General features: G+C 74.4%; 19 protein-coding genes. 10 read left to right on the top strand and 9 right to left on the bottom strand.

Going from position 1 to position 23886, the window contains the following annotated elements:
• Window positions 1–3: 3 nt before the first annotated feature.
• Both MANAM107_RS02385 and MANAM107_RS02380 read right to left on the bottom strand, forming a co-directional pair.
• Window positions 4–873 (bottom strand): Rv3235 family protein, encoded by an 870-nt coding sequence (locus tag MANAM107_RS02385; protein ID WP_223910629.1) that lies wholly within the window; start codon window positions 871–873, stop codon window positions 4–6.
• Between the two features lie 52 nt (window positions 874–925).
• Window positions 926–1987: a LysM peptidoglycan-binding domain-containing protein gene (locus MANAM107_RS02380; RefSeq protein ID WP_223910626.1), complete on the bottom strand. Its 1062-nt coding sequence runs from the start codon at window positions 1985–1987 to the stop codon at window positions 926–928.
• 126 nt (window positions 1988–2113) lie between these two features.
• Between MANAM107_RS02380 and MANAM107_RS02375 the strand changes: the two genes are divergently transcribed.
• Window positions 2114–2752, top strand: a complete 639-nt coding sequence (locus MANAM107_RS02375; protein ID WP_223910623.1) for a Fis family transcriptional regulator — start codon at window positions 2114–2116, stop codon at window positions 2750–2752.
• A gap of 150 nt (window positions 2753–2902) precedes the next feature.
• On the opposite strand, the gene MANAM107_RS02370 is transcribed toward MANAM107_RS02375, so the two are convergent.
• Window positions 2903–3124: a helix-turn-helix domain-containing protein gene (locus MANAM107_RS02370; protein ID WP_223910620.1), complete on the bottom strand. Its 222-nt coding sequence runs from the start codon at window positions 3122–3124 to the stop codon at window positions 2903–2905.
• A 113-nt stretch (window positions 3125–3237) separates the two neighbouring features.
• Between MANAM107_RS02370 and MANAM107_RS02365 the strand changes: the two genes are divergently transcribed.
• The 3 genes from MANAM107_RS02365 (at window position 3238) to MANAM107_RS02355 (ending at window position 7093) form a co-directional block, all read left to right on the top strand.
• Complete coding sequence (locus tag MANAM107_RS02365) at window positions 3238–3894, top strand: hypothetical protein (RefSeq protein WP_308443633.1); 657 nt, start codon at window positions 3238–3240, stop codon at window positions 3892–3894.
• Complete coding sequence (locus tag MANAM107_RS13025) at window positions 3894–6185, top strand: hypothetical protein (protein WP_263421914.1); 2292 nt, start codon at window positions 3894–3896, stop codon at window positions 6183–6185. Before MANAM107_RS02365 ends, MANAM107_RS13025 begins: the two co-directional genes overlap by 1 nt.
• 437 nt (window positions 6186–6622) lie before the next feature.
• A complete protein-coding gene (locus MANAM107_RS02355; RefSeq protein ID WP_223910617.1) occupies window positions 6623–7093 on the top strand; it encodes a DUF6912 family protein in 471 nt (156 codons plus the stop codon).
• A gap of 35 nt (window positions 7094–7128) precedes the next feature.
• Here the strand turns inward: MANAM107_RS02355 and MANAM107_RS02350 are convergent, their stop codons facing one another.
• The 5 genes from MANAM107_RS02350 to hisN form a co-directional block, all read right to left on the bottom strand.
• Window positions 7129–10587, bottom strand: a complete 3459-nt coding sequence (locus MANAM107_RS02350; protein WP_223910614.1) for an AAA family ATPase — start codon at window positions 10585–10587, stop codon at window positions 7129–7131.
• Window positions 10584–11945 (bottom strand): metallophosphoesterase family protein, encoded by a 1362-nt coding sequence (locus tag MANAM107_RS02345; RefSeq protein WP_223910611.1) that lies wholly within the window; start codon window positions 11943–11945, stop codon window positions 10584–10586. Before MANAM107_RS02345 ends, MANAM107_RS02350 begins: the two co-directional genes overlap by 4 nt.
• Before the next feature lie 78 nt (window positions 11946–12023).
• Window positions 12024–13211, bottom strand: coding sequence for a hypothetical protein (locus MANAM107_RS02340; RefSeq protein ID WP_223910609.1), 1188 nt, complete (start codon window positions 13209–13211; stop codon window positions 12024–12026).
• 108 nt (window positions 13212–13319) lie between these two features.
• Complete coding sequence (locus MANAM107_RS02335; protein WP_223910606.1) at window positions 13320–14156, bottom strand: undecaprenyl-diphosphate phosphatase; 837 nt, start codon at window positions 14154–14156, stop codon at window positions 13320–13322.
• Between the two features lie 159 nt (window positions 14157–14315).
• Entirely contained in the window at window positions 14316–15131 is an 816-nt protein-coding gene (gene hisN, locus MANAM107_RS02330) for a histidinol-phosphatase (RefSeq protein WP_223910604.1), read from the bottom strand.
• Window positions 15132–15361: 230 nt separating this feature from the next.
• On the opposite strand from hisN, the gene MANAM107_RS02325 reads away from it, so the two are divergent.
• On the top strand, window positions 15362–17314 hold the full coding sequence (locus MANAM107_RS02325; RefSeq protein ID WP_223910601.1) for an ABC transporter ATP-binding protein: 1953 nt from the start codon (window positions 15362–15364) through the stop codon (window positions 17312–17314).
• Complete coding sequence (locus MANAM107_RS02320) at window positions 17311–19038, top strand: ABC transporter ATP-binding protein (protein WP_223910598.1); 1728 nt, start codon at window positions 17311–17313, stop codon at window positions 19036–19038. The genes MANAM107_RS02325 and MANAM107_RS02320 overlap by 4 nt, the downstream gene beginning before the upstream one ends.
• Before the next feature lie 37 nt (window positions 19039–19075).
• On the opposite strand, the gene MANAM107_RS02315 is transcribed toward MANAM107_RS02320, so the two are convergent.
• Window positions 19076–19729, bottom strand: a complete 654-nt coding sequence (locus MANAM107_RS02315; protein WP_223910595.1) for a TetR/AcrR family transcriptional regulator — start codon at window positions 19727–19729, stop codon at window positions 19076–19078.
• Window positions 19730–19892: 163 nt separating this feature from the next.
• Here MANAM107_RS02315 and MANAM107_RS02310 point away from each other — a divergent pair, with 163 nt between their 5' ends.
• The 4 genes from MANAM107_RS02310 (at window position 19893) to MANAM107_RS13150 (ending at window position 23795) form a co-directional block, all read left to right on the top strand.
• Window positions 19893–20447 carry an HXXEE domain-containing protein gene (locus MANAM107_RS02310; protein ID WP_223910592.1) on the top strand — a complete coding sequence of 185 codons (555 nt, stop codon included), beginning with the start codon at window positions 19893–19895 and terminating at the stop codon, window positions 20445–20447.
• On the top strand, window positions 20444–21481 hold the full coding sequence (locus MANAM107_RS02305) for a zinc-binding dehydrogenase (RefSeq protein ID WP_223912765.1): 1038 nt from the start codon (window positions 20444–20446) through the stop codon (window positions 21479–21481). Before MANAM107_RS02310 ends, MANAM107_RS02305 begins: the two co-directional genes overlap by 4 nt.
• Before the next feature lie 25 nt (window positions 21482–21506).
• A complete protein-coding gene (locus tag MANAM107_RS02300) occupies window positions 21507–22250 on the top strand; it encodes a TetR/AcrR family transcriptional regulator (RefSeq protein ID WP_223910588.1) in 744 nt (247 codons plus the stop codon).
• 219 nt (window positions 22251–22469) lie between these two features.
• Window positions 22470–23795, top strand: a complete 1326-nt coding sequence (locus MANAM107_RS13150; RefSeq protein WP_308443632.1) for an NAD(P)H-dependent oxidoreductase — start codon at window positions 22470–22472, stop codon at window positions 23793–23795.
• The last annotated feature ends 91 nt before the right edge of the window (window positions 23796–23886 follow it).

Genomic DNA, 23886 nt, shown 5'->3' with positions numbered 1-23886 from the left:
GGCTCAGGCGATCTCCAGGCCCGCCAGGATCCAGCGGCCGCGCTGGGCGATGAGGCGCGCCGCCGCGGCACGCACCCGGCCACTGTCCTCCAGCAGGATCGTGGCCTCGCAGGCCCCCGAGACGGTCAACTGGGTATGCACCGAGCGCATCCGTGGCCGGTGCGAGCGCCGCCTGGCCCCCAGGACCCGGGTGGCCAGGCCGGCGCGCCGGGCGATCGCCTCGAACATCGCCGGCGTGGTCCAGCGCGTCAGATGGTCCACCGGGCGCTGGCCCGCCAGGACCTCCGCCGCGGCGACGACGATGACCGCGGCGCTGCGAGCAGGGTGCGGAGGCGTGGAGCGCTCCTGCTCCCCGCCCTCCCGACTCCTCGCGCCCGCGGGCTCACGGCCCGCAGACCGGTCGGGCGCGCCGGTGCTGGTGGCCGGGGCCGCGCGGCGGCCGGCCGCTTGGGCATCCTCCGATAGATCGAGCGCGCCCCGACGGCGTCGAGGCCCTGCGCCGCCGGTGCCGATGAGCAGCTCCGGCTCGATCACCTGCCCGGCATCGGCCTCCAGTGCTCCCATGCTCGGCGCCAGGGAGATCCGGGACTCGGGCGCCAAGGCCTCCTTCCCCGCCACTTCCGGGTCTCCGGCTCCCGCGGTGTATCCCCTGATGGTGTCCTTCACCGGCTCCTTCACGGACTCCTCCACGGCCGGGGTGCCGGTGGTCGCCGGTCCCGGGCGCGAGGGCGCCGGGCCACTGGGCTGTGGACGGGTGCGGCGGGCGGGGCGTCCGGCTCCCGCAGCCGCCGGTGGCCTGACAGGGCCGGCGGATGCCGCGGCACTGCAGCCGGTGCGCTGGCCGGCAGTCGGGGTCATCGTCGTCGTGGTCATGGCGGGCTCCTCAACGTCACTGGATGATGGCTGGGTTTCAGTACGGGGGCGCTCAGCCCGGCTGCGCGCCCGCGGCCGGCTCGAGTCCTGGAAGATCCGCGGGGATGGTCAGGACAGTGCCCGGAGTGATGAGGGAGGGGTCGGGCCCGATGGTCTGGGCATTGGCCCGATACAGCACGGGCCAGGCCCGGGCGATACCGGCGTTGCCGGCGTCCCGGGGCAGAAGCCCGGCGGTGATCGACCACAGGGACTCTCCCCGAACGACGACGTGCCGGCCCGTCGCGCTGCCATCCGGGGCCCGGTCCGCAGGTGAGCCCGTCCCGGAATCACCGGGCTCCAGGCCCTGGGGGGCGGGCGGCTGCGGATCCGAGGGGGAGGGAGTGACTGGGGGTGCGGGCGTGGTCGCACCTGCGCGCTGCTGCGGCGAGGCCGGGCCCGCGGTGCCAGGGCTATCGGGAGCCTGACCCTCCGGTGCGGGGGGCTCGGGGGCCGGTGCCTGCGGGCTCTGCGGCTGTGGTGCCTGTGGCTGTGGGGACGGTAATCCTGGGGGTCCGGGCGGCGCCTCCTGGGGGCCGCTGCGCCCGCCGTCGGCTGAGGGGTCCTGCGTGGCCGAGGCCGTGGGCTGCCATCCCAGGTCGTCACCGGCCTGCGGGTCTGCTGCGGCCATCGCCGGCGAGGAGCCGAGCCCCACGATGAGGGCGCCGGCGGCGATGCGGCGCACCATCGGCGCTCCCCACCGATCCAGCAGCGCCAGTGCCGCTCCGCGGGCCCCGGACGCCCCTGTTCGTGCCTGCCGCCCATGGGGCAGGAGGGCCGCGGCCACGGCGGCGGAGACCATGTGCCACAGGGCGCCCAGCGCTCCGGCTCCACTGGCCAGGCACACCACTGCGCTGCCCAACTGGCTCATCCCCCACCAGGCGGCCGGGGTCTGCGCCAGCGCATGCGCCGCCCGCACGGCGGTCAGGCCCAGCACCGCGCACAGCGCCCCGGAGGCCAGGGCCACCGCGAGCAGGTGGAGCCACGTCCCGGCAGGCGCGTCATGCCCGTGGCGCCTCAGCCCTGCCACTGCCGTGCTCTTGTCCCAGTGCCGGATCATGCCCGTCACCACCCTCATCGTCGTTGATGATGTTTGATGTTATTAGGTGTACATCAAGGAGGGTTGCCTGTCAACTGTTCGATGAGACTTCTCCCGGGGGCGCAGGGGCCGGGGTGCGGCCGGCGGTGGCCTGTGGTTGGCGTCATGCCATGCTCGAGCCGCGCCGAGGCCCTCCGGCGCCGGTTTGGAGCGCCACGGCGCCTGTGGTGGGCTTGGGCGGTGGATTGGGATGCGCTACTGGCCGACCTTGAGAGCCGCTTCGAGGCCGAGCGGCGGGCGGAGCTGGCGGCGCACAGCGCCGAGATGGCCGAGGCCGAGGTCGCCTCGGTGGCCCTCATCGACCGCCTCCGCGGCGCCATCGGCAGGCCGCTGCACCTGTGGACCCGCAGCGGTCTGCCCGTCCAGGGGACGGTGGTGCGGGTCCACCCCTCCTACCTGCTCATCGACGAGGGCTCGGGGATACAGGCCATCGTGCCCACCGCAGCCATCGCCACCCTCCTGCCCCTGCCCGGCCCCGTACCCTCCTCCTCCCGCCATCGCCCCGCCCTGGGATCCCTGCTCCGGGAGATCGCGCGGCGCGGGGCGCGGGTCCGCCTCGTCCTGGCCTCGGGAGACGTGGTGGGAAGGATCGTGCGCGTGGGGGCCGACCATCTCGATGTGGTGCTCGACGCCGAGGGCGGCCCGCGCGCGGCCCGCGCGCCCCTGGGTGGGCCCGCCCACCGTCCGGCCGGCGCGGTGACCAGTGTCGTCCTGGGCGCCGTCGAGGTCCTGCGCAGCCGCTGAGGAGCCCCGGCGCCCGCCGACCCACGTGCTGGCCGACCTCGCCCCAGCCCCTCCCTCAGCACGCGGGCCCCGCCGCAGCGGGTCGCGCTGCGTCATGTGCTTCTGGTCGGACCGCTGGCAGCGCCCGCCCGCAGGCGGGTGCCGGAGGCGTCAGTCCTCGTCGTCCAGGTGCCCTGCGGCCACCATGGCGCGAGTCGAGGCCAGTTGGCGCTGGATGTACTCCTCCAGGGCCTGGTCCTCGATCCGCCACAGCTTGCGCGCCCCCACCTGGATAGCGGGAAGATCCCCGGAGCGGATGAGGGCGCGCACGGCCTGGGCTGAGAGCTGGAGCTGCTCGGAGACGTCGGCGATGGTAAGAAATCGTGAGGCCATAGCACGATGATCCCATCCCGGCCACGGATGCGCCATTGCTAAAAGCATGTGTGGATAACCTTGTTTCCCCAAGACATATGGAGCATGATCTGTGGTGATCAAGGAGGATCCCCGTGACAGCATCCCGCAGCGCCTCTCCCACGCGCACCGCCCCCGCCCGCTGGCGCCGGCCCACCTGGAAGGACCCCCGCCTGGCCGGGGGCATCGCACTGGTGGGGGCCGCCGTCGCCCTGGGCTCCTGGGCCGTCGACGCCGCCGCCGAGACCACCCAGGTCTACGTCCTGACCCAGGACGTCGCCCCGGGCGCCGACCTCAGGGCGGAGGGGGTGCTCACCCTGGTCGACTCCCACCCGGGCACCGGCGCCTACCTCGAGGCCGGCAGCCTGCCCCAGGACGCCGTGGCCACCAGGTCCCTGTCCGCCGGGGAGTTGCTGCCCAGCGCCGCCGTCGGCAGCGCCCAGGACCTCACCTCGCGCACCGTGGTGCTCGACCTCTCCTCCGGCCTGCCGGCAGCCACCGCCCCGGGGGACTATGTGGACCTGTGGCTCCTGCCCGACCAGCAGGTGGTCGCCACACAGCAGCAGGGCGCCACTCTGGTGGCCCAGGGCCTCATCGTGGCCAGGATCGGCGAGGCCGGGGCGGGCCTGCTGGGCGGTTCGGGCACCAGCGTGGAGGTGCGCGTGCCCGAGGGCGAGGTGGGCTCGGTCCTCAGCGCCGTCGCCCGTGAGGGCTCCCTGGTCCTGGTGCCCACCGGCCAGGAGACCCCCTGATGGCCACCTCCAGCGTCGGGGTGCTGCTGGCCCTCAGCGGCGACGACGCCGAGATCCTGCGCAGTGTCAACCAACCCGGCAGTGGCATGAGCGTGGTCCGGCGCTGCGCCGACCTGCCCGAGCTGCTCTCGGCCGGGCTGGCCGGCCTGGCCTCCATCGCGATCCTGGACACCGGCTTCGATGAGATCGACCGCACGGTCCTGGAGCGCCTGACCCGCGCGGGCCTCAGCGGACTGCTGCTCGTGGAGGACGGGACGCAGGAGCGGTGGCGCTCCTGCGGCTGGCCGGTCGAGAGCCGGCAGGTCGAGGCGGGCCGCGTCCGCCGAGCCCTGCAGGAGATCATCCGCAGCGCCCACCGGGGGAGTCCCGCCTCACCCAGCACGGGCGGCCTGGGCGGCGCAGGCGGACCGGGAGCGGCGGGCGGGCCTGATGCGGGTGGGCCCGGGAGGCCGGGCGATGCCGCGCTCGCGGGAGGCCCCCGGGACGGCGCGGATCCCGGGCCGGGGGTGGACTCATGGCGCGACTGGCCGCAGGCGGCCCCCGAGGCGATGAGCCCCGCCCAGCAGACCGCATGGCTGGAGGACCTGTGGAGCCGATCCCCCGGGGATGAGCGCACGGATTGGTCGGGGGCCGGAGCCGGGGAGCCGGGTGCGCCCACCGGATGGAGCACCGGGACCGGGCCGGCCCGGATACGCGAGCCGCGGGAGGGCAGGGCGGTTCCCGGGCGTGATCCCGGGGCCCCGGCTGGTGCCGGGAGGCAGGCGCACCCGGGGCGCCTGGCCGTGGTGTGGGGCCCGCACGGCGCCCCGGGCCGCTCCACCGTGGCCGCCTCCCTGGCCCAGGCGCTGGGACGGGGAGGCGGCTCGATCCTCGTGGACGCCGACGTCGAGGCCCCCTGCCTGGTCCAGCTCCTGGGCCTGCCCGACGACTCCTCCGCCCTGGCGGGGGCCACACGCCTGGCCACGCACGGCCGACTGGATGCCGAGGCCTTCAGCCGGTTCCTCACCCCCGTCGGCGAGGGCGTCCGCCTCCTGGGCGGGCTGGGCCGCTCGGGGCGGTGGCGCGAACTGCCCCCCGCCTCCATGACGGAGGTGTGGCTGCAGTGCCGGGCCGCGGCGGCCTGGACGGTGGTGGATGTGGCCGGTGGGCCCATCGACGACGGCGTGGACGACTTCACGCTGGAGCCGGGGCGAGGCGCGGTGGCCTTCGACCTGGTCCGGCATGCCGATGTGGTGGTCATTGTCGGGGCGGGCGACCCGGTCGGGGTGCGCCGTCTTCTCCAGCTCCTGGGGGATCTCGACGCCGAGGCCGCCCCGGCCGGGCGCATCCAGGTGGTGGTCAACCGGGTGCGGGCCTCGGCGGCCGGCCCCTCGCCCCAGCAGGCGATCCTGGAGGCCCTGGGCCGTTTCGGCGGACTGACCGATGTGGCCCTGCTGCCCGAGGACGGGGCCTGCGCCGACCGCTGCCTGCTTCAGGGCCGCAGTATTGTCGATGGCGCCCCGGGCAGTGCCCTGGGCAAGGCGCTGGTCAGCCTGGCCGAGCGCCTCGACCCGCGGGCCGCTGCCGCCGGCCCCCGGGGGTCGAGGAGGCGACGGCGGGCCGCGGAATCAGGGCGTCCGGGCCGCTCAGGGCGCCCCGGTCCTGAGCCGTCCCCGAGGCGCGGCACGACGCCGGCCAGGCGTCAGGGCTGGCTGCGAGGAGGCGGGCCTGGCCGGGCATCCGGCGGCGAGGGACTGCGCCGATCGGGGCGTGAGCGGCCGGAGGAGCATGCAGGCCCACCCGGTCCGCAGGACGGGCGGGCCCTGCCGCCGGGGCCGCACGGCACGGCACCGACGGCGCCGGCACCCGGGCCGCTGGCGGTCCCCCACGCCTGCGACGCGGCCTCGAGCATGCCGGTGGGCGCGATACCCGGACCGACGCTGGAGGGGCCGGCAGCCCATTGGCCGGCCGCACCGGCGGGGGAGCCGGGACGAGCCCCGTCCGATAGCGCTGGTGCCGGGGCCGCGCGGACGGGAGAGGGCGGTGCTCCGGGCGTCCCCGGGGCCGATGGCCGTGGTGACCTTCGGGCCTGGGGCAGTGCCGCCGGCGTGGCCGTGCCCGGCGATGCGGCGTCCAGCGAGTCAGCACCGGGTTCAGTGCCCGGTCCGGGTACCGGTTCAGTGCCCGGTGGCGGGGCTGCGGCGCCGGAGGGGAGATCAGGCCGGCGCCCTTCCCCGTGGCTGCGCCCTGCCCGAGGGTCGGGGGCCGATGCGCCGGATCCGGGTGCTGCGTCAGGCGCGAGCGGTTTCTAGGCGCTGGTGCCCGCGACGTCGTCGACGGTGCTCCCGGTGCCCTTTCTGGTTCGGGGCGGCCCGGGGCGTGGGTGCTGGCTCTGTGCCGTCCGGGCGCCGTTGGTGGGGGTGGGGCTGGTGGTGGTGCACCAGGAGCGCCAGGGGCTTGGAAGGGTCGGGGGAGCCGGGAGAGTCGTGTGCTTCGGGAGGCCCGAGGGGGTCGGGACGGTGGTGGGTCTGCATGGTGGGCGTCACTTGGCGGAATGGGCGTCACTTGGCGGAATGGGCGACATCTACAAGGTACGTCCATTCCGCGAAGTGACGCCTCTGTCGCGAAGTGACGCCCTATCGCGCCGCCCCGGGCCGGTCCGGTGCTCCTGGCCGCCCCGGATCCTCGGGCGGTGGGCTCGGGGCGCGTGGGGGAGCCTGGCGCGGGCAGGATCGGGCAGACTGGTCCCATGCGCATCTACCTGCCCGCCACGGCCGCCGATCTGAGGGCCGAAGTCATCTCTGCCAGGGCCGCTCACGCCGCGACCCCCGCCTTGGCGCAGGCGCTGCCGGATGAGGATGAGGAGGGCCTGGAGGTCTCCGCCTCCCTGTGCGCCGCCGACGCCTCGGTGCTGCTGCTGGCCGAGCCCGGGGCCCAGGGCCTGCCCGATCGCCGCGTGGTCATTGCGGCGGATGTGGACCCCCAGGTGGTGCGCGAGCTGGCCGTCACCGAGGAGGTCCTGCCGGGCAGTGTCATGGTGGAGGCCCCGGTGCCCTGGGAGGATGTGGCGGCGGTCCTGGTCGACGAGGCCGGGGCGCAGGCGGATGTCGCCCTGGCCCGGGTGGGTGACGAGGAGGCCTTCGAGCGCGCCGCCGACGCCGATCTGCTGTGGTACGACGTGGTGGAGTGCGATTCGCTGGCCGACGAGCTCGGGGTCTGAGCACCGACCCGATGGGCGGTGCCTGCGCCGGGATCTCAGGTGGTGACCGCCAGGGTGGAGCCTCCGGCGGGTGAGCGTCGGATGCGGATCTGGTCGAGGATCTGGTTCTTGAGCTCCTCGACGTGGGAGACGATGCCGACGCTGCGGCCCCCGGCCCGCAGGCGCTCGATCTCGGTCATGACGACTTGGAGGGTCTCGGGGTCCAGGCTGCCGAAGCCCTCGTCGATGAACAGCGTGTCCAGGCTGACGCCCCCCGACTCTGCGGAGACGACGTCGGCCAGGGCCAGGGCGAGGGACAGGGAGACGTAGAAGGTCTCCCCGCCCGAGAGGGTCTTGGGGTCGCGCCGGTGCTCGGCCCCCAGGTGGTCGATGACCGCCAGCCCCAGGCCCTTGCGGCGGGACCGCGAACCGGATTCATCGTCGGTGCGGATGAGCTCGTAGCGCCCGGAGGACATCTGGGACAGGCGCTCATTGGCGAAGACGAGCACCTCCTCGAAGCGGGCCTGGAGCACCCAGGTGGCCAGGGTGGTGCCCGCACTGTTGTCCCCGCGGGCCAGGGCCGCGACCCGCAGCAGTGGCGCGCTGGCCCCGACCGCCTCCTCGTAGGCCGAGGCGGCCTCCTCCACCCCGGCGCAGGTCCGCTCCAGGTGGGCGTGGGCCTCGGCGGCGCGGGCCTGCTGCGCGGCCGCGGCCTCATGCGCGGCCTCGGCTCCGGCCAGGGCCTGGTCGGCCTGCTCCAGGGCATCCTCCTCCTGCCCGCTCAAGGAGGCGATCTGCGGGTCCGCCAGCGCCTGAGCCACCCTGAGCCGGGTGGTGCGCGCCTCCTGGACCCGCTGGGACAGAACCTCGCGCGAGGCGGCGTCCATGGCGCACTCCTGGGCCTGCACGGCGCTGGTGAAGCCCTCCTCCGCCAGGGTGCGGGCCAGGTTCTCCCGGGCCTCCTGGAGGGCGTCGAGCGCGGTGGCGGCGGCACTGATGGCCCGCGAGGCCTCCTCGGCCTGGCGGGCCTGGTCCAGCAGTGCGCCGGCCCGGGCGGCGACGGTGGGCCATGGGCCCCGGGCCTGCTCGCAGCGCCGGCGGTCCTCGGCCAGCCGGTCGCGCTCGGCCTCCAGGCGGCTGTGCGAGACGGCCAGTGCGGAGCGCGCCCGCTCGTGGTCCTGGCGCAGTTGCTCGGTGGCGGTGTCGAAGTCCTCCAGGCGCTGGGTCAGGGCCGGGACCTGCTGGGCCTCGTCCCGTGCGGCGCGCAGGGCGGTGGCCGCCTGCTGGAGGGCCAGGGCGCTGTGCTCGACGGCGAGGCCCCCACTGGAGCGCAGGGCCTCCTGGTATCGGCTGCGGCAGGAGTCGCGCTCCTGGCGGGCGCTGCTGAGCGCCTCATCGGCCTGGTGCTGTGCGCGCTCGGCCGCCTCCACCTGCGTCCGGCTGGCACCCTGGGCGGGCTGGGCCGCGGGCTCGGGGTGGTCGGTGGAGCCGCAGACGGGGCAGGGCTCGCCCTCCAGCAGCTCCCCGGCCAGGGCCCCGGCCTGCGAGGAGATCCAGCGCATCCGGGTGCGGGTGACCTCCTCGGCGGCCCGGGTCGCGGTGGCCACCGCCTGGGCCAGTCGATCCTCATGCTCGGTGAGCTCGACGGTGAGCTCCTGGGCGGTGGTGGCGGCCCGGTGCTGCTCGTCGGCCCGGTGGTGCTCAGCCTCCAGGCCGGGCAGGCGCTCCTGGGCGGCACGCGCGGCCTCCAGGCTGCCGGCCAGCGTGGCGCGCTCCTCGGGTCGCCGGGCCAGGGCCTCATCCTGGGCCTCCTGCTCCTGTGCGGTGCGCTCCAACTCCTCCTTCCGGGCCTCCAGCTGCCGAGCCCGCCCCTCCAGCCCGGACTCCTGGGCCAGGACCTCCTCCAGCCCGCCGTGCTGGGCCCGCAGCCGATGGGCGCGCTCATCGAGGCCCCGGGTGCTCACCGTGGTGCCCGGCATCCTGCCCGGCGCAGCGGCTCCAGGGGCCGTCTGCGCGGCGGCCTGCTCATCGGCCCCGTCTCGACCGCTTTCCCGCTGGGCGTCGTCGTGCTGGGCGTTGTTGCGGGGGCCGACGTCGGGCCCCGTGGCGGCGTCCTGTGGGGCGTCCGGCCCGTCGGTGCCCGCCGCGGTGGCCTCCATCGCCTCCAGTCGGCGCTGGAGCTGCTCTGCGGGCGGGGTGGCGAGCCTCAGGAGCTCCTCATGCGCCTCCTGCTGCGCCTGCCACTGCGCCTGCCACTGCGCCTCCAGTGATGCCTCCGGCCGGGTCTGGGCGTGGGCCGGGTCCGCAGTCCTGGGGCCTGGGGCGTCGGTGGCCTGCGGGCTGCCCGGGGCGGCGGTGGTCAGGCCCGCCAGGCCGTCGACGGCGCTCAGGGCACGGTCTCGTGCGGCCTCAGAGGCGCGCAGGGAGGGTGCCAGGCGCGCGGCCCGCTCGGCGTCGCGCAGGCGCTCGGCCTCCCGGGCGTGTTCCTGGGCGTGCTCCTCCAGGGCCTGCTGCTCGGCCAGGAGCTGGTGGCGCCGCTCCAGGCGCTCGTGCAGGCTGCGGGCCCCCTCCCGGGCCAGGCGCGCCTGTGCCACACCTGCGGCGGCCTGCACCGCCCGATCCTCGGCCTGCTTGACCTTCTGGGTCGAGAGCCGGCGGGCCCGCCCGGTGATCGCCCGCAGGGCCTGGAGGTCGGGGGCCCCGGGCGCGGTGGCCGCCTCCAGGCGCTGGCCCAGGCACTCTGATGGGCCCAGCACCACCTGCGGATCGGGCTCGGTCAGTGGATCCTGCTCGGGATCCTGCTCCGACTGTGGTCCCGATGCGGGCTGTGGGGCCAGGAGGGGCTCGTGGGCCAGGGATCGCGCCTGGGAGCGCAGGGTGCCGGCGGCCTGCTCCACGGCTGCCGATCCCGCCCGGGAGGATTGGGCGAGCTGGTCCTGGATGGCGTCGTAGATGCCGGTGCCGAAGACGTCCTTGAGCAGGCCCTGGCGCTGGGTGGAGTCGGCCCGCAGGAAGCGGGCGAACTTGCCCTGGGGCAGGACTACGGTCTGGGTGAACTGCTCGCGGCTGAGCCCGATGAGGCGCGCGATCTCGGCGTCGGCCTCACCCACCCGGATGATGGGCTCGCCCAGCGCCTCCCCGCCGACGGCGGACAGGCGCCAGAGCTTGACGCTCCCGTGCTGGATGGTGGTGCCCTGCCCGCGCCGCTTGGCCCGCTCATAGGTGGGGGTGCGCCGCACCCGGTGGATGCCCGCAGTGGTGGAGAAGACCAGCTCGACGCAGCTGTCCGCCTCGGGGCCCACCAGGGTCGAGCGCATCCGGTCCTTCGAGGAGTCCGAGGAGTCGGCGACGTCCCCGTAGAGGGCGAAGACGATGGCGTCGATGATGGTGGTCTTGCCCGAGCCGGTGGGGCCGGTCAGCAGGAAGCGTCCGCAGTCGCCGAAGGCATCGAAGTCGATGGTCTCGGTCCCCGCGTAGGGCCCGATACCGCTCATGGTCAGGGAGTGGATCCTCACTGCCGGCTCCTTCCCGCCGCCAGGGCGGACTCGTAGGCCTCCCGCAGGACCTCCCGCTCGGCCCGGCTGGGGGCGCGCTGGCCGACGTCGTCCAGGAAGCCCGCACTGATCTCCAGGGGGTCGGCGGCCGCGGTGACCGCCACCCGCTCGCCCCGGGGCCGCTCGGGCGCCTGGTGGCTGAAGGCCAGCAGTCCGGGGAAGTGGGCCTTGAGCTGGGCCAGTGCCCCCGGCGGGCGCTCGCCGCTGAGGATGATCCTGACCCAGGAGCCGTCGTCCGGGGTGGCCAGCAGTTGGTCCATGCCACCCTCCAGGGTGCGCACCCGATGCCGCACGGGTACGGCGATGCGCTCCAGGCCGGTGACGCCCTCAGGCCCGATATCCACCAGCACCGAGGACTTGGCGGCATCGGCCTCATCGAAGGACAAGGCGATGGGGGAGCCGGAGTAGACCAGGCGCGGCGCCCGCCCGCAGGTGGCAGGAGCCGCCTGATCGGTGGCTGCCCCCGGCTCGGCGCGGGGCGGGCGCAGCTCCTGGGGGCGGTGGAGGTGGCCCAGGGCGACATAGTCCAGGCCTCCGCTGGCCTGCGCCGCGGGGGAGCCGCCCATGGTGGTGAAGACCTGGGAGGGCACGGCGTCGACCCCGCCGACCCGGATGTCCCGCTCGGACTGGCTGGCGGTGCCCCCGACGACGAAGGCGTGGGCCATGAGCACGCTGGGCAGGCGCTCGCCGCGGCCGGCGCGCCGGCGCTCCAGATCCGCGGCCACCAGCCGCAGAGCGGCACTGACCACCGCCTCATGGGAGCGGGGAAGGCGCTCCGGCCGGCGGGGGCCGGCATCGCCGTCTCCGGACTCCTCCCCGGCCCCGGGAGCCTGGCCGCCCGCGGCGTCGTCGGGCGGGCCGGTGCGCTCCCCGAGGCGCTGGGCCAGCAGCGGGGGCAGGGCCTCACGGGCGGCGTCGGGATCCAGGTAGGGCAGGGCGTGGACGATGGCGGCCTCGCGGCCGGAGGCATCGGGCAGGACGATGCCGCGGTCCAGGCCGGCGGTGCGGGCGCGGATGAGGAGGCGCTCGCGCATGAGGTCGGCGGCGAAGCCCAGGCGGTGGGCGGAGTCGTGGTTGCCGGGGGTCATCACCACCCGGGTGCGCTCGGTCAGGCGCCGCAGGGTCTCATCGAGCAGGGTGACGCAGGCCGCCGGGGGCACGGCGCGGTCGTAGACATCCCCGGAGACCAGGACGGCGTCGACCGACTCGGCGGCGACCAGCTCGACGAGGTGGTCGGCGAAGGCCGCGTGGGCGTCGTCGAGCACCTGGCCGTGGAAGGTGCGCCCCAGGTGCCAGTCCGAGGTGTGGAGGATCCGCATGCCCGAACCCTCTCACAGGGGTACGACACGTATCGCAGCACTTGAGCCGCAGGCGCACCGGCGCGGCGGAGGCCCGGCTCAGCCCTCCAGGGCCCCGGGGTCGACCCGGGCGGCCCGCAGCCGCTCCCAGGTGTCCTCGGGCCAGTGCCACAGGCGCCACCGGGTGGGGCAGTAGGCGGTGTCCTCGAGCAGGGCCATGTGCTCCAGGGCCGCCCGCCAGGGCACGACGAGCCGCTCCCGCTCTCCGTGCAGGTCCAGGTATTCCACCTCGGGCACCAGGGCGCCGTCGAGGCCGGGCAGGAGGACCGCGTGGGTGGGGCCGGCGCCCTGGCCCGCCACCGGGATCATGCGCAGGCCCTGCTCGGCCAGGGAGCACGCATGCTCCTCATCGCCGGTGAGGTAGAGGGCCTGGGAGTGGTACTGGTCGCGCACGAAGCAGCGCCACTGCCTCCAGGACCGCTCGGCCAGCGGGTGGCCCGGGCGCCGCCAGGGCACCAGGGCGCCGTCGTGGTGGACCAGCGGGGCCGGGAGCATGGAGCGCGGGTCATCGGTGTAGACCTCGGCGGCGTAGGCCAGCGCCGCCTCGAGGGCGGCCTCATCGGCCTCGGGCACGATGAAGGCCTCGTTGCGGCTGGGGGCGAAGACCAGGGGGCGCGAGGGGCCCTCGAGCGGGTTGGCGACCGCGCCGATCGGGCCGGCGAACAGGTCGGGGAAGGCCAGGCAGGAGGCCTGGTACCCGTAGGGCTCGACGACGAAGGCCGCGCCCTGGCCGGTGGCCCCGATCGGCATGATGTCGGTGAAGAACCCCTCCCGCTTGATATTGGCGCGCGCCGCCCGCAGCAGATCCGCGGGCCGGGCCTCCCACCGGTCCAGGTCCCGGTGGTGGACCAGATTGGTGATCTGGGGGTGGTCCTCCCCGACCACCTGGACGAGGTGGGTGCCCAGGGGGAAGTGGAGGAGGGTCGCTATGCCCCCGACGCGCTGGTGGGTGAAGACCGCCGGGCGCACCAGGGGCATGAGCCCGTCCCACCGGGGCGAGTCGGTGGCCCTGTTCTCCTTGAACAGGGTGAGGTAGTCCGAGGTGTGGCGCACGCGCTCCTGGAAGGGCATGCCCCGGCTGTTGCGCTCCGGCTCGGAGCACATGACCTGCAGGAGGCGGCCGTCGGGCTCGACGACGCGCAGGTAGAGGTGGTCCTCGAAGGTGAGTTCGGCACCGGGGAAGACCTCGCGCGCCGCCGCGGCCAGGACCTCGTCGAAGGACTCCATGCCCCCAGGCTACGCGGGCAGACCCCTGCGCCGCACAGGATCGGGCCGATCCTGTGCCGCGCAGGGGCCGGGGCCCGGGGGGAGGGGGCGCCGTGGGCCGCGCCGCCGTCAGGCGGCGATGGTGCCGGTGGCGACCAGGGCGATGATGATCAGGCCCAGGACCACGCGGTAGATGAGGAAGGAGGTGAACTTGTTGGAGGAGACGAAGCGCAGCAGCCAGGCGATGGTGGCGTAGGCCACCAGGCCGGAGGTGATGGTGGCGATGATCGTGGCCGGCCAGCCCACCGTCGCGCCGATCTCGTCGGCGGAGGTGACCGCCTGCATGAGGCCCGCCGCCACCAGGGCGGGGATGCCCATGAAGAAGGACAGGCGCGTGGCCGTCACCCGGTCGAAGCGCAGGAACAGGCCCGCCGAGATCGTCGCCCCGGAGCGGGAGATGCCCGGCAGCACCGGGGCCAGGGCCTGGAAGGCGCCGATGATGAGCGCGTCCTTGATGGTCACGTCCCGCATGCCCTTGGTCAGGTTCTGCTGGCGGTCGGCCAGCCACATCACCGCCGACCACACGATGAGCGCCCCGGCGATGATCCACAGGGAGCGGGCGGTGACCTCGATGAAGTCCTCCAGCACCAGGCCCACCACGGCCACCGGGATCGAGCCCAGGATCACCCCCCAGCCCAGGGTGTAGTCCGGGTCCTGGCGGGCCTCCTTATCCACCAGGCCCTTGCACCAGGCGGTCACGATGCGCACGATGTCACCCCAGAAGTACACCACCGCCGCCAGGATCGCCCCGATCTGGATGACCGCGGTGAAGGCGGTCATGCCGGCGTTGTCGATGTCGTAGCCCAGCAGCTTCTCGACGATGTTGAGGTGCCCGGTCGACGAGATGGGCAGGAACTCGGTGATGCCCTCGACGATGCCGAGAATGACGGCGTGCAGCCAGTTCAATGGAACTCCCAGGTGGTTGGGGGCGGGTGGAGCGGGTCGGCCATGCGTCTCGCAGGCCCACGCGGAAGGCTACCGGTCCCGCCCGGCCCACCGCCTCCCGCAGCGGCGCGAGCGGCTGTGGCACCGCCCTCAGGCCGGTGCCCGGTGGGCCCGGTGGCGTCAGTCGGTCTCGTTGCCCAGCCGCTCCATGATCTCGCCGTGCAGCAGGGTGTTGGAGGCCACCGCGCTGCCGCCGAAGGGCCCGGGCTCCCAGGACAGCGAGGTGAAGGTGCCGCCGGCCTCGGTGACCACCGGCACCAGGGCGGCCATGTCGTAGAGCTCCAGCTCGGGCTCGGCCGCCAGGTCCACCGCGCCCTCGGCCAGGAGCATGTAGGACCAGAAGTCCCCGTAGGCGCGGGTGCGCCAGCACGACTGCATCAGCCCCAGCATCCCGCGCAGGCGGCGCGCCGCGGCCCAGCCCGACAGGGAGGAGTAGGACAGGGAGGCGTCGGAGAGCCGTGCCACCCTGGACACCGACAGGCGCCGCGCCGAGCTCAGCGAGCGCCCGCTCCAGGCCCCGCCGCCCTTGACCGCCCACCACCGCCGTCCCAGCGCGGGCGCCGAGACCAGCCCGACGACGGCCTGGCCGTCCTCGACCAGGGCGATGAGGGTGGCCCATACCGGCACCCCCCGCACGAAGTTCTTCGTGCCGTCGATGGGGTCGATGACCCACTGGCGCGGGGAGTGCCCGGTCGTGGGCATCTCCTCGCCCAGCACCGAGTCGCGCACCCGGGCCCTGCCCAGGCGCTCGCGGATGGCCCGCTCGGCCTCCCGGTCCGCCTCGGTGACGGGCGTGAGGTCCGGCTTGGTCTCCACGGTGAAGCTCCCGGCGTCGAAGCGCGCCTGGGTCAGGCGGTCCACCTGGTCGGCGATCGTGTGCGCCAGGTGCAGGTCGTCGCGCCACCGGCGCTCGGGGGAGGAGGGCTTGGGACTCATGGCACCACGGTAACGGTGACGCTGGGCCTCTGTGGGAGGAGCACGGGTGGCGGGCGGGGCGCGGGCCGCCACGGCCGGCGATGGGCCCGGCCCGACGGCGGTGCGCCGCCCGGTGGGTTGCGCGGTGGGTCGCCGCCGTCGGGCCGGGGCGCCGTCACCGGTTGACGGCCGTCTAATAGAGAACTATCGTCACGATTAACTAAGGACCACCTCAAGCCAGGACGGCTCTCATGGCTGACTCCACCTCTCCCACCCTGTCCCGCAGCGCCGATCCAGCGGCCACGACGACCGCCGAGACTCCCACCGGCCAGGATGGCGGAGCCCCTCCCGAGGCCCGCGCCGGGAAGGCCGCCCTCAAGGACCTGCTGCGCCCGGTGCGCGGCTACCTCATGGTGGGCATGCTCCTGTCGGCCCTGTCAGCGGTCTGCGCCCTCGCCCCCTATGCGGGGCTCCTGCACCTGGGCCGGATCCTGCTCGACGCCCACGCCGCGGGGCAGGACCCGCATGCCGGCAGGGTGCAGGACGCTGTGGCCCTCATCCTGGGAGGTCTGGCAGCCAGGCTCGTCCTGTACTTCCTGGCCCTGAGCGTCACCCACGTGGGCGACCTGAGGCTCGCGGCCCAGCTGCGCACCCGCATCGTGGAGGTCATGGCCCGCGCCCCGCTGTCCTGGTTCACCGAGTCCTCCTCCGGCCGGGTGCGCAAGGCCGTCCAGAACGACGCCCACGACCTGCACTACCTCGTGGCCCACCAGTACGTGGAGTACACCGCGGCCATCGTCATGCCGCTGGCCGCGCTCCTCTACGCCCTCGTCATCGACTGGCGCCTGGGCCTGCTGGCCGTGGCCACCCTGCCGGTCTACGCCGCCATCCAGGCCTGGTCGATGCGCGGCATGGGGGACCTGACCCGAAAGGTCGACGCGATGCTGGCCGATGTCTCGGCCCGCATCGTCGAGCTCGTCAGCGGCATCGCCGTGGTCAAGGCCTTCGGCCGCGCCGGACGCGCCCACCAGCGCTACACCCGGGCGGCGCAGGACATGGCCGAGTACTACCGCGCCTGGTGCGCCCCCATGCTGCGCTCCAACGCCCTGGCCACCTCCGTCATCGCCCCGGCGGTCATCCTCCTGGTCAACCTGTCCGGGGGCGCGGCCATGGTGCGCGCCGGGTGGGTCGACCCCCTCCAGGTGCTGGCCACCTGCCTCATCGCCCTGGTGCTGCCCAGCGCCATCGACACCCTGGGCTGGTCGTCCTGGAACAACCGGATCGCCGGGGCCGCGGCCCTGCGCATCATGGATGTCCTGAGCACCGAGCCCCTGCCCGAGCCGGCCCGGGCCCGCAGCCCCCGGGACGGCGAGATCCGCTTCGAGGACGTCTCTTTCGACTACGGCGCCACCCGCGCCCTGGACGGGGTGAGCCTGACCCTCAGGCCCGGCACGGTCACGGCCCTCGTGGGCGCCTCCGGGTCGGGCAAGTCCACCCTGGCCACCCTCCTGGCCCGATTCAACGATCCCACGCAGGGGCGTGTGACCCTGGGCGGGGTCGACCTGCGCGACGTGCCCGCCCGCGAGCTCTACCGGCATGTCGCCTTCGTCCTCCAGGACGCCCAGCTGCTGACCCTCCCGCTGGTGGACAACATCCGCCTGGCCCGGCCCGGGGCCGACCTGGAGCAGGTCCGCGCCGCCGCCCGCGCCGCCCAGATCGACGAGGTCATCATGGCCCTGCCGCAGGGCTACGACACGGTCCTGGGCCGGGGCGCCGACCTGTCCGGCGGGCAGGCCCAGCGCGTGGCCATCGCCCGGGCCATCCTGGCCGACGCCCCCGTCCTCATCCTCGATGAGGCCACCGCCTTCGCCGACCCCGAGTCCGAGGCGGCCATCCAGGACGCCCTGAGCGAGCTGGTGCGCGGGCGCACCGTCCTGGTCATCGCCCACCGCCCGGCCGCACTGGTCAACGCCGACCAGGTGGCCCTGCTGGAGCGTGGGCGCCTGGTCGCCGTCGGCACCCACGACGAGCTCATGGCCGACCCCGCCTACGCCGCCCTGTGGCGGGCCGCGGCGCCGGCCGCCCCGACGGGCGCTCCTCCAGGCCCCCCGCCGGACGCCGTCGGCCGCAGCGCCTCCGGCCCGGGGGCCTCCCCGCAGGCCCGGCCCGCCGGCCCGAGCAGCACCCGGGAGGACAGGCCATGATCCGCTCCATCGTCTCCCTCATGTCCGACGAGGGCCGCCGCCAGGTCACCATCATGGTGGTGCTCTCCGTGGTGGCGGGACTGGCCCAGGGTGTGGCGGCCCTGCTGCTCCTGCCGATCGTCGACGCCATGGTCCTGGGCCGCTCGCCCTGGGGATGGCTCGGCGCGCTGGCCGCTCTGGCGGCCCTGGCCTCAACCCTCCAGTACTTCCTGGCCCGGGCCAGCTACGAGGCCGCCTTCGACATCCTGCGCCGGCTCAACATCGCCCTGGGTGACAAGCTCACGCGCCTGCCGCTGGGGTGGTTCGACACCCCGAGGCGGGGTGAGCTCTCCCAGTTGGCGGGCAAGGGCGTGATGGACCTGGGCGGCCTGCTGGCGCATATGCTCCCCCTCTTCCTGGTGGCCGTCAGCCAGTGCGCGGCCATGGCCGTGGGCTCGTGGTTCATCGACTGGCGCCTGGGCGCGGCACTGACCGCCTGCGCCCCGCTGTTCGCCCTGGCGGTCATCGGCGCGAGCCGCATGGGCGACGCCGCGGAGGCCCGCTCCCACGCCTGCGAGGTGGAGGTCAATGACCGGGTCATCGAGTTCGCCCGCGCCCAGGGGGCCCTGCGCTCCTGCGGGCGCGCGGACTCCTATGAGCCCCTCATCACTGCCCTGGAGTCCGAGCGCCGCACTGGCCTGTCCCGGTTCCTCGTCTCCGTCCTGGCCCTGGGGCTGGCGGGCGTGGCCGTCCAGGCGCTCCTGGCAGTCCTGGTGATCCTGGTGGCGGCCCTGGTGGTGGGAGGCCAGGTCGGCTCCTATCAGGCCGTGGCGCTCATCGGCATCGGCCTGCGCTTCATCCAGCCACTGGACCAGGTGGTCTCCATGTCCTTCGGGATCCGGCCGGCCCAGGCTCAGAGCGCCCGCCTGCGCCGGGTCCTGGACGCCCCGGAGCTGGTCGAGCCCGAGGCCTCGGCGCCGGCCACCAGCCCCGGTCAGGTGGTCCTGGAGGACGTGCGGTTCTCCTACGGCGCCGAGCCTGTCCTGCAAGGGGTGAGCCTGCGGGCCGAGCCGGGCACCTTCACCGCCCTGGTCGGCCCCTCCGGATCGGGCAAGACGACCGTGACCCGCCTCATCGCCCGCTTCTACGACGTCGATGCCGGCGTGGTGAGGGTCGACGGCGTCGACGTGCGCGAGCTGACCAGTGCCGACCTCATGGAGAGGCTGTCCATGGTCTTCCAGGACGTCTACCTCTTCGACGACACCCTGGAGGCGAATATCCGCGTGGGCCGTGTCGAGGCGAGCCGGGAGGAGGTGCGCCGGGCCGCCCGCGACGCCGGGGTCGAGGAGATCGTCGCCCGCCTGCCCGAGGGCTGGCGGACCCGGGTGGGGGAGGGCGGCAGCCGCCTGTCGGGCGGCGAGCGCCAGCGCGTGGCCATCGCCCGCGCCCTGCTCAAGCGCGCCCCCATCGTCCTGTTCGACGAGGCCACCTCCGCCCTGGACCCCGCCAATGAGGCGCGGGTGGTGGGCGCCATGGAGTCCCTGGCCCGGCGCTCCACGGTCATCGCCATCGCCCACAAGCTCAGCACCGTGCGTCGCGCCGATCAGATCGTCGCCCTGGGGGCGGACGGCCGCGTGGAGCAGGTCGGCACCCATGAGGAGCTCATGGCCGCGGGCGGGCGCTACGCCCGCTACTGGCGCGAGCGGGAGCGTGCCGCCGCCTGGCGCCTGTCCTCGGGCGCCTGAGGCGCGGCGACGGCTCTGCGCCCCCGGGCCCGCCCCATCAGGGCGCGCTGATCCCCAGCAGCTCGCGCACGAAGCGGCAGGCCTGGTCGACCGTCATCTCCTGGCCCAGGATGGTGGAGCGGTAGAGCAGACCGCCGATGGCCGCATCGACCAGGACCTCCGGGGCGGCCCGGTCATCGACCAGGCCCTCGCGGGCCGCACGGCGCACCAGCGCTACCGCCCGCTCGCGCACCGGGTCGATGATGCGACGGCGGTAGGCCTCCGTGAGCCCGGCATCGTCCTGGCGGTGGATGTCCAGGGTGATGGCCACGAGCCCGGAGCCGCCCCGGATCAGGGGGGTGAAGGCCGCGCTGATGAGCGCATCGAGATCGGTCAGGACGTCACCGCAGGGCTCGGGCGGGCGCCGATCGCCCAGCATGTGCTCGACGGCGGCGACCGCCAGGTGGGTGCGGGAGGGCCAGCGGCGGTAGATCGTCGTCTTCGCCGCTCCGGACAGCCGGGCCACGTCGTCGATGCGCAGGCCGGCGTAGCCGCGTTCGCCGAGCAGGTCGATGGTGGCCGCCAGGATCGCGGCGTCCGCCCCGGCGCGCCGAGGGCGACCGCGCCCGGTTCTGCGCCCGCCGGGCTGCTCGGGTCGTGAGGCGGGCGGGGGCGCTGGCGCTGGGGGCTGCGTCGACTTCTGGGATGGCACCGCTGCAGTCTCCCATGCCGCCCCGCCAGCCGATCCCGGCATCCCCGCCGAAGCGGACGGCGGCGTCGCCGGCCCCGGTGGGAACCCACCTCGGGGTGGAAGGCCTCCAGCCTTTACGCTACTATAAGTAGCGTAAAGATGTCTCATCCTCCTGGAGCCCCCGATGGACGATCTCACCCGCGTCAGCCTCGGCCTGCTCGCCGCCTGGGCGGTGCATGACGCCGAGGAGCTGCTCACCATGTCCCCGGCCTCGGCGGTCGTGCTGCCGGAGCTGCCCCACTGGCTGCCCATCCCCGAGAGCATGCGCACCTACGGCGTCTCGCAGGCCCACGTCAACCTCGCCATCGGGATCATGGCCGTTCCGGTGGCGGTCTCCTCCCTGGAGGGCGTGCGCACCCGCGGGGCCTCGCCCCTGCTGCGCGGCGGAGTCCTGGCCTTCGGCCTGCACGGCCTGGGGCATGTGGCGGGCGCCCTGGCCCGGGGCGGGTACACCACGGGCGTCCTGACCTCCCCGACGCTCGTCATCCCCTACTGGTTGTGGGCGAGCAGGGTCCTCGCGCGCCACGGGCTGCCCCGGGCCGACCGCGGCGCCGTGCTGACGGCCCTGGGGGTCATCCCGCTGCTGCCGGTGGTGCACGGCACGGTCCTGACCATCCTGGGCCGGCGCTCCATCCGCGCCCACCAGAGCCCCGCCCACCAGGGCCTGTGGCGCCGATGAGTGCCGGGGCGCCGAGGGCGGGGGAGCCCATGTGGGCGGTGGTCTTCCACCGCTATGGCGGGCCCGGCGTCCTGGAGATGACGGAGGTGCCCGTGCCGCGCCTGCGGCCCGGGGAGGTGCTCGTGCGCACAGCATCCTCGGGGCTCTCCGCCGTGGACCTGGATTACCGCAGCGGCGCGGTGCGCCTTCACGGCCTCGGCTTCCCCAAGCAGACCGGATTCGACGCCCTGGGCCAGGTCGTGGACTCGCGCTCAGCCCATGTCCCGGTCGGGGCCTGGGTGTGGTGTGTCCTCGGCCTGGAGCCGCTGAGGCGGCGCGGCACTGCCGTGGAGTACCTGGCCATCGACGACACCCGGGTCGGCCTGTTCCCCCACGGCTGGATCCCGCCCGAGCGGCTGGGATCCCTGCCGTTGGGGGCGCTGACCGCCCTGTGCGCCCTGCGCGATGCCGCCAGGGCTCGGCCCGGCCAGCGGATCCTCGTCGTGGGGGCGGGCGGGGCTGTGGGCACGGCGGCCCTCCAACTGGCGCGCATGCGCGGCATCGGGGCCGACGCCGTCACCGGGGCGTCGGGCCTGGAGGTGTGCGCGGAGCTCGGCGCGCAGGAGGTGGTGGACCACCATGACATCCGGGGCACCGAGCGCCTCCGGCGCGGTCTCTACGATGCCGCGATCCTGGCGGCCGGGCGCGCCGAGGACTGGATCGAGGCCGTGCGGCCGGCGGGTCGCATGGCCCTGACCCGGCCGGCCGCCGCCTGGCCCGGGCCTCGCAGCGCCGCTCGGGTCCTGCGGCGGCGCCTGGTGGTGCGGCCCGTCCTCGCCGGTCATGAGGCGGGTGATCTCACCCGGCTGGCCTCCCTGGCCGCTCGGGGCCGCCTGCGCCCCGTGGTCGGGCGCAGCTACGGCATCGAGGATCTCGCCCGCGCCCACGCCGAGCACGGCCGGGGCGGCACCTGCGGCGCACGGCTCATCATCCACCGCAGGGGGCCGGGCCGGCTCGCCGCCGCTGAGGACCCGCGCACTCCTCCTGCGCGATGACAGCCCGGGCGCGTATCCTGCATCCATGGCGCGCCTGGGACGAAAGACGGGGCCGAAGCCGGGATTCACGCGCGATGATGTCATCGCCGCAGCCCTGGAGATCGGCGTCGACTCCTTCACCATGGCCCAGGTGGCGGCGCGCCTGGGGGTGCGCCCCTCGGCCCTCTACCGCACCGTCGCCTCGCGCGATGACGTCGTGGCCGCCTGCCTGGAGCGCATCGGCGCCGGCATCCGGTTGCCGCGAGGGGGCCAGCCGTGGGAGGACTACCTGCGCGGCGTCGTGGAGGCCATGTGGAAGGCGCTCGAGGAGCACCCGGGCCTGGATCGCACCCTGATGTCCCTGCCCTGGACGAACCTGCACCTCCTGCGCACCGCTCAGTGCGCCCACGGCGAGCTCGTCGCCGCAGGCATGGACCCCCGGGAGGCCTACTTCGCGCTCGACGTCGTCATCGACACGACCGTGGCCACTCACCAGGCCGTCGCGGCCCTGCGCGCCCCGGCCCAGGAGGGACTGGGCGCGGGCGGGAGGGACGGCCGTGGGCAGCCCCGGCCCGTGGACGGCGGTCGGGCGGTCGATGGGCGCGAGCAGCTGCGGGGATTCGACGTCCTGGCCCACCACTGGGAGCGGATGAGCCGGGCCCAGGGCCCCGGCGGCGGGACGATCCCCCTGGCCCCCGAGGAGTCCTGGCTGGACCGCGGCTTCCTGGACCTCAAGATCGACCTGCTCATCGATGGGCTCCGGGCCCGCCAGGACCGCCGGCGGTCGTGAGGAGTGCCGCGCCCCAGCCCTCCGCGCGGTGGCCTGCGCGTCCTTGCCGGCCTCGTCCCGCCGGTGAGGCTCGGCCCCGCGCGCTTCTGGGCCGGGGGCGGGAGGAGTGCCAACGCTCATAGTGAACGCCTGGCACCGCAGTAGTCATCGCCTGATAACGGCACCGCATGGCCGTTACCGATTTGTCGCTGTTGTTATCGTCTCGTTATTGTGGTGCCCATGACACACCAGTCAGGGACCATGGAACCCGCCGCTGGCATCTCACGGGACGAGGTCGTCACCGCCGCCCTGGAGATCGGCATCGATAGCTTCACGATGGGCAAGGTGGCCAGGCGGCTCGGTGTGCACCCCCGGGACCTGGAGCGCACCGTGTCCTCGCGCGACGACGTCGTCGTGGCCTGCCTGGAGCGGGCCACGGCCGATCTGCGGCTGCCGCGCGCCGGCCTGGACTGGCCGGACCACTTGCGCTACCTCGCCGACTCGATCTGGACGATGCTGGAGGCCCACCCGGGCCTCGACCACACCCTCATCGACGTGCCCTGGGCCTACGTGCCCTTCATGCCCGCCGCCAAGCGGTCCCACACCGCCCTGGTCGAGGCGGGCCTGCGCCGCGAGGACGCCTACCTGGCGCTGAGCTACCTGGCGGACACCGTCCTGACCGCGCACCGCTCGGCCACCGCGATGCGCTCCCCGGAGCCCACAGGCGAGCGCGGCATCGACGCGGCCACCAGGATGTGGGATGAGCGCTTCGGCCAGGGCGGGGCCTCCTTCGGCCTGGAGGGCCGATCCGGGCACCGCGGCGAGGCTGAGCCTGTACCCTTCAGGCCTGAGGAGTCCTGGGTGGACGCCGCCTCCCTGGGCTCCAAGATCGAGGTCCTCATCGAAGGACTGCGCGCCCTCAGCACCGTGGTCACGGCCGATACCTCGCAGGCTGCCGTCGGATACGAGTCCGCCGCTCCCACGGATGCATCTACCGAAGAAACGGAGTCCCCCATGAAAACACTCGTGCTCGTCTTCCACCCGGACCTCAGCACCTCCCGCGTCAACAAGGCCCTGGCGGCACGTGCGCAGGCCCTGGGCGGGGACATCACCGTGCGATACATGTACGAGCTCTACCCGGACTTCAACATCGATGTGGCTGCCGAGCAGGAGGCCCTCATGGAGGCCGACCGCATCGTGCTGCAGTTCCCCATGTACTGGCTCTCCTGCCCCCCACTGCTCAAGAAGTGGGAGGACGACGTGTGGACCTACGGCTGGGCCTACGGCTCGGAGGGCACGGCCCTGCACGGCAAGGAGCTCCTCCTGGCCATCAGCGTCGGCGGCAATGCCAGCGCCTACGGGCGCGACGGTGTCCACGTCTACACCGTCCACGAGTTCCTGCGGCCCTTCCAGGGATCCTCGCGAGTCATCGGCACCAAGTTCATGGTCCCCTTCCTGTCCATGGGGGCCCTGGAGATCACTGACGAGGCCATCGCCCAGCGCGCCGAGGACTACGCAGCCGTGCTGTCCTCGGCCAAGCTCCCCGCCCTGGAGCTCTTCGGCTGAACAGGCCCGTTCCGTCGGCTGCGGAGGATCGCCGACCGGCGCATCCATCACCCGGTCCGGAGGGATGCAGGCCCGCGCCTTGAAGGTGCGG

It is taken from the genome of Actinomyces capricornis, assembly GCF_019974135.1.
In the GTDB taxonomy this organism is placed as follows: Bacteria; Actinomycetota; Actinomycetes; order Actinomycetales; family Actinomycetaceae; genus Actinomyces; species Actinomyces capricornis.
Note: the sequence above shows the minus strand (reverse complement) of the source record. Positions and strands in the feature narration are given on the sequence as shown.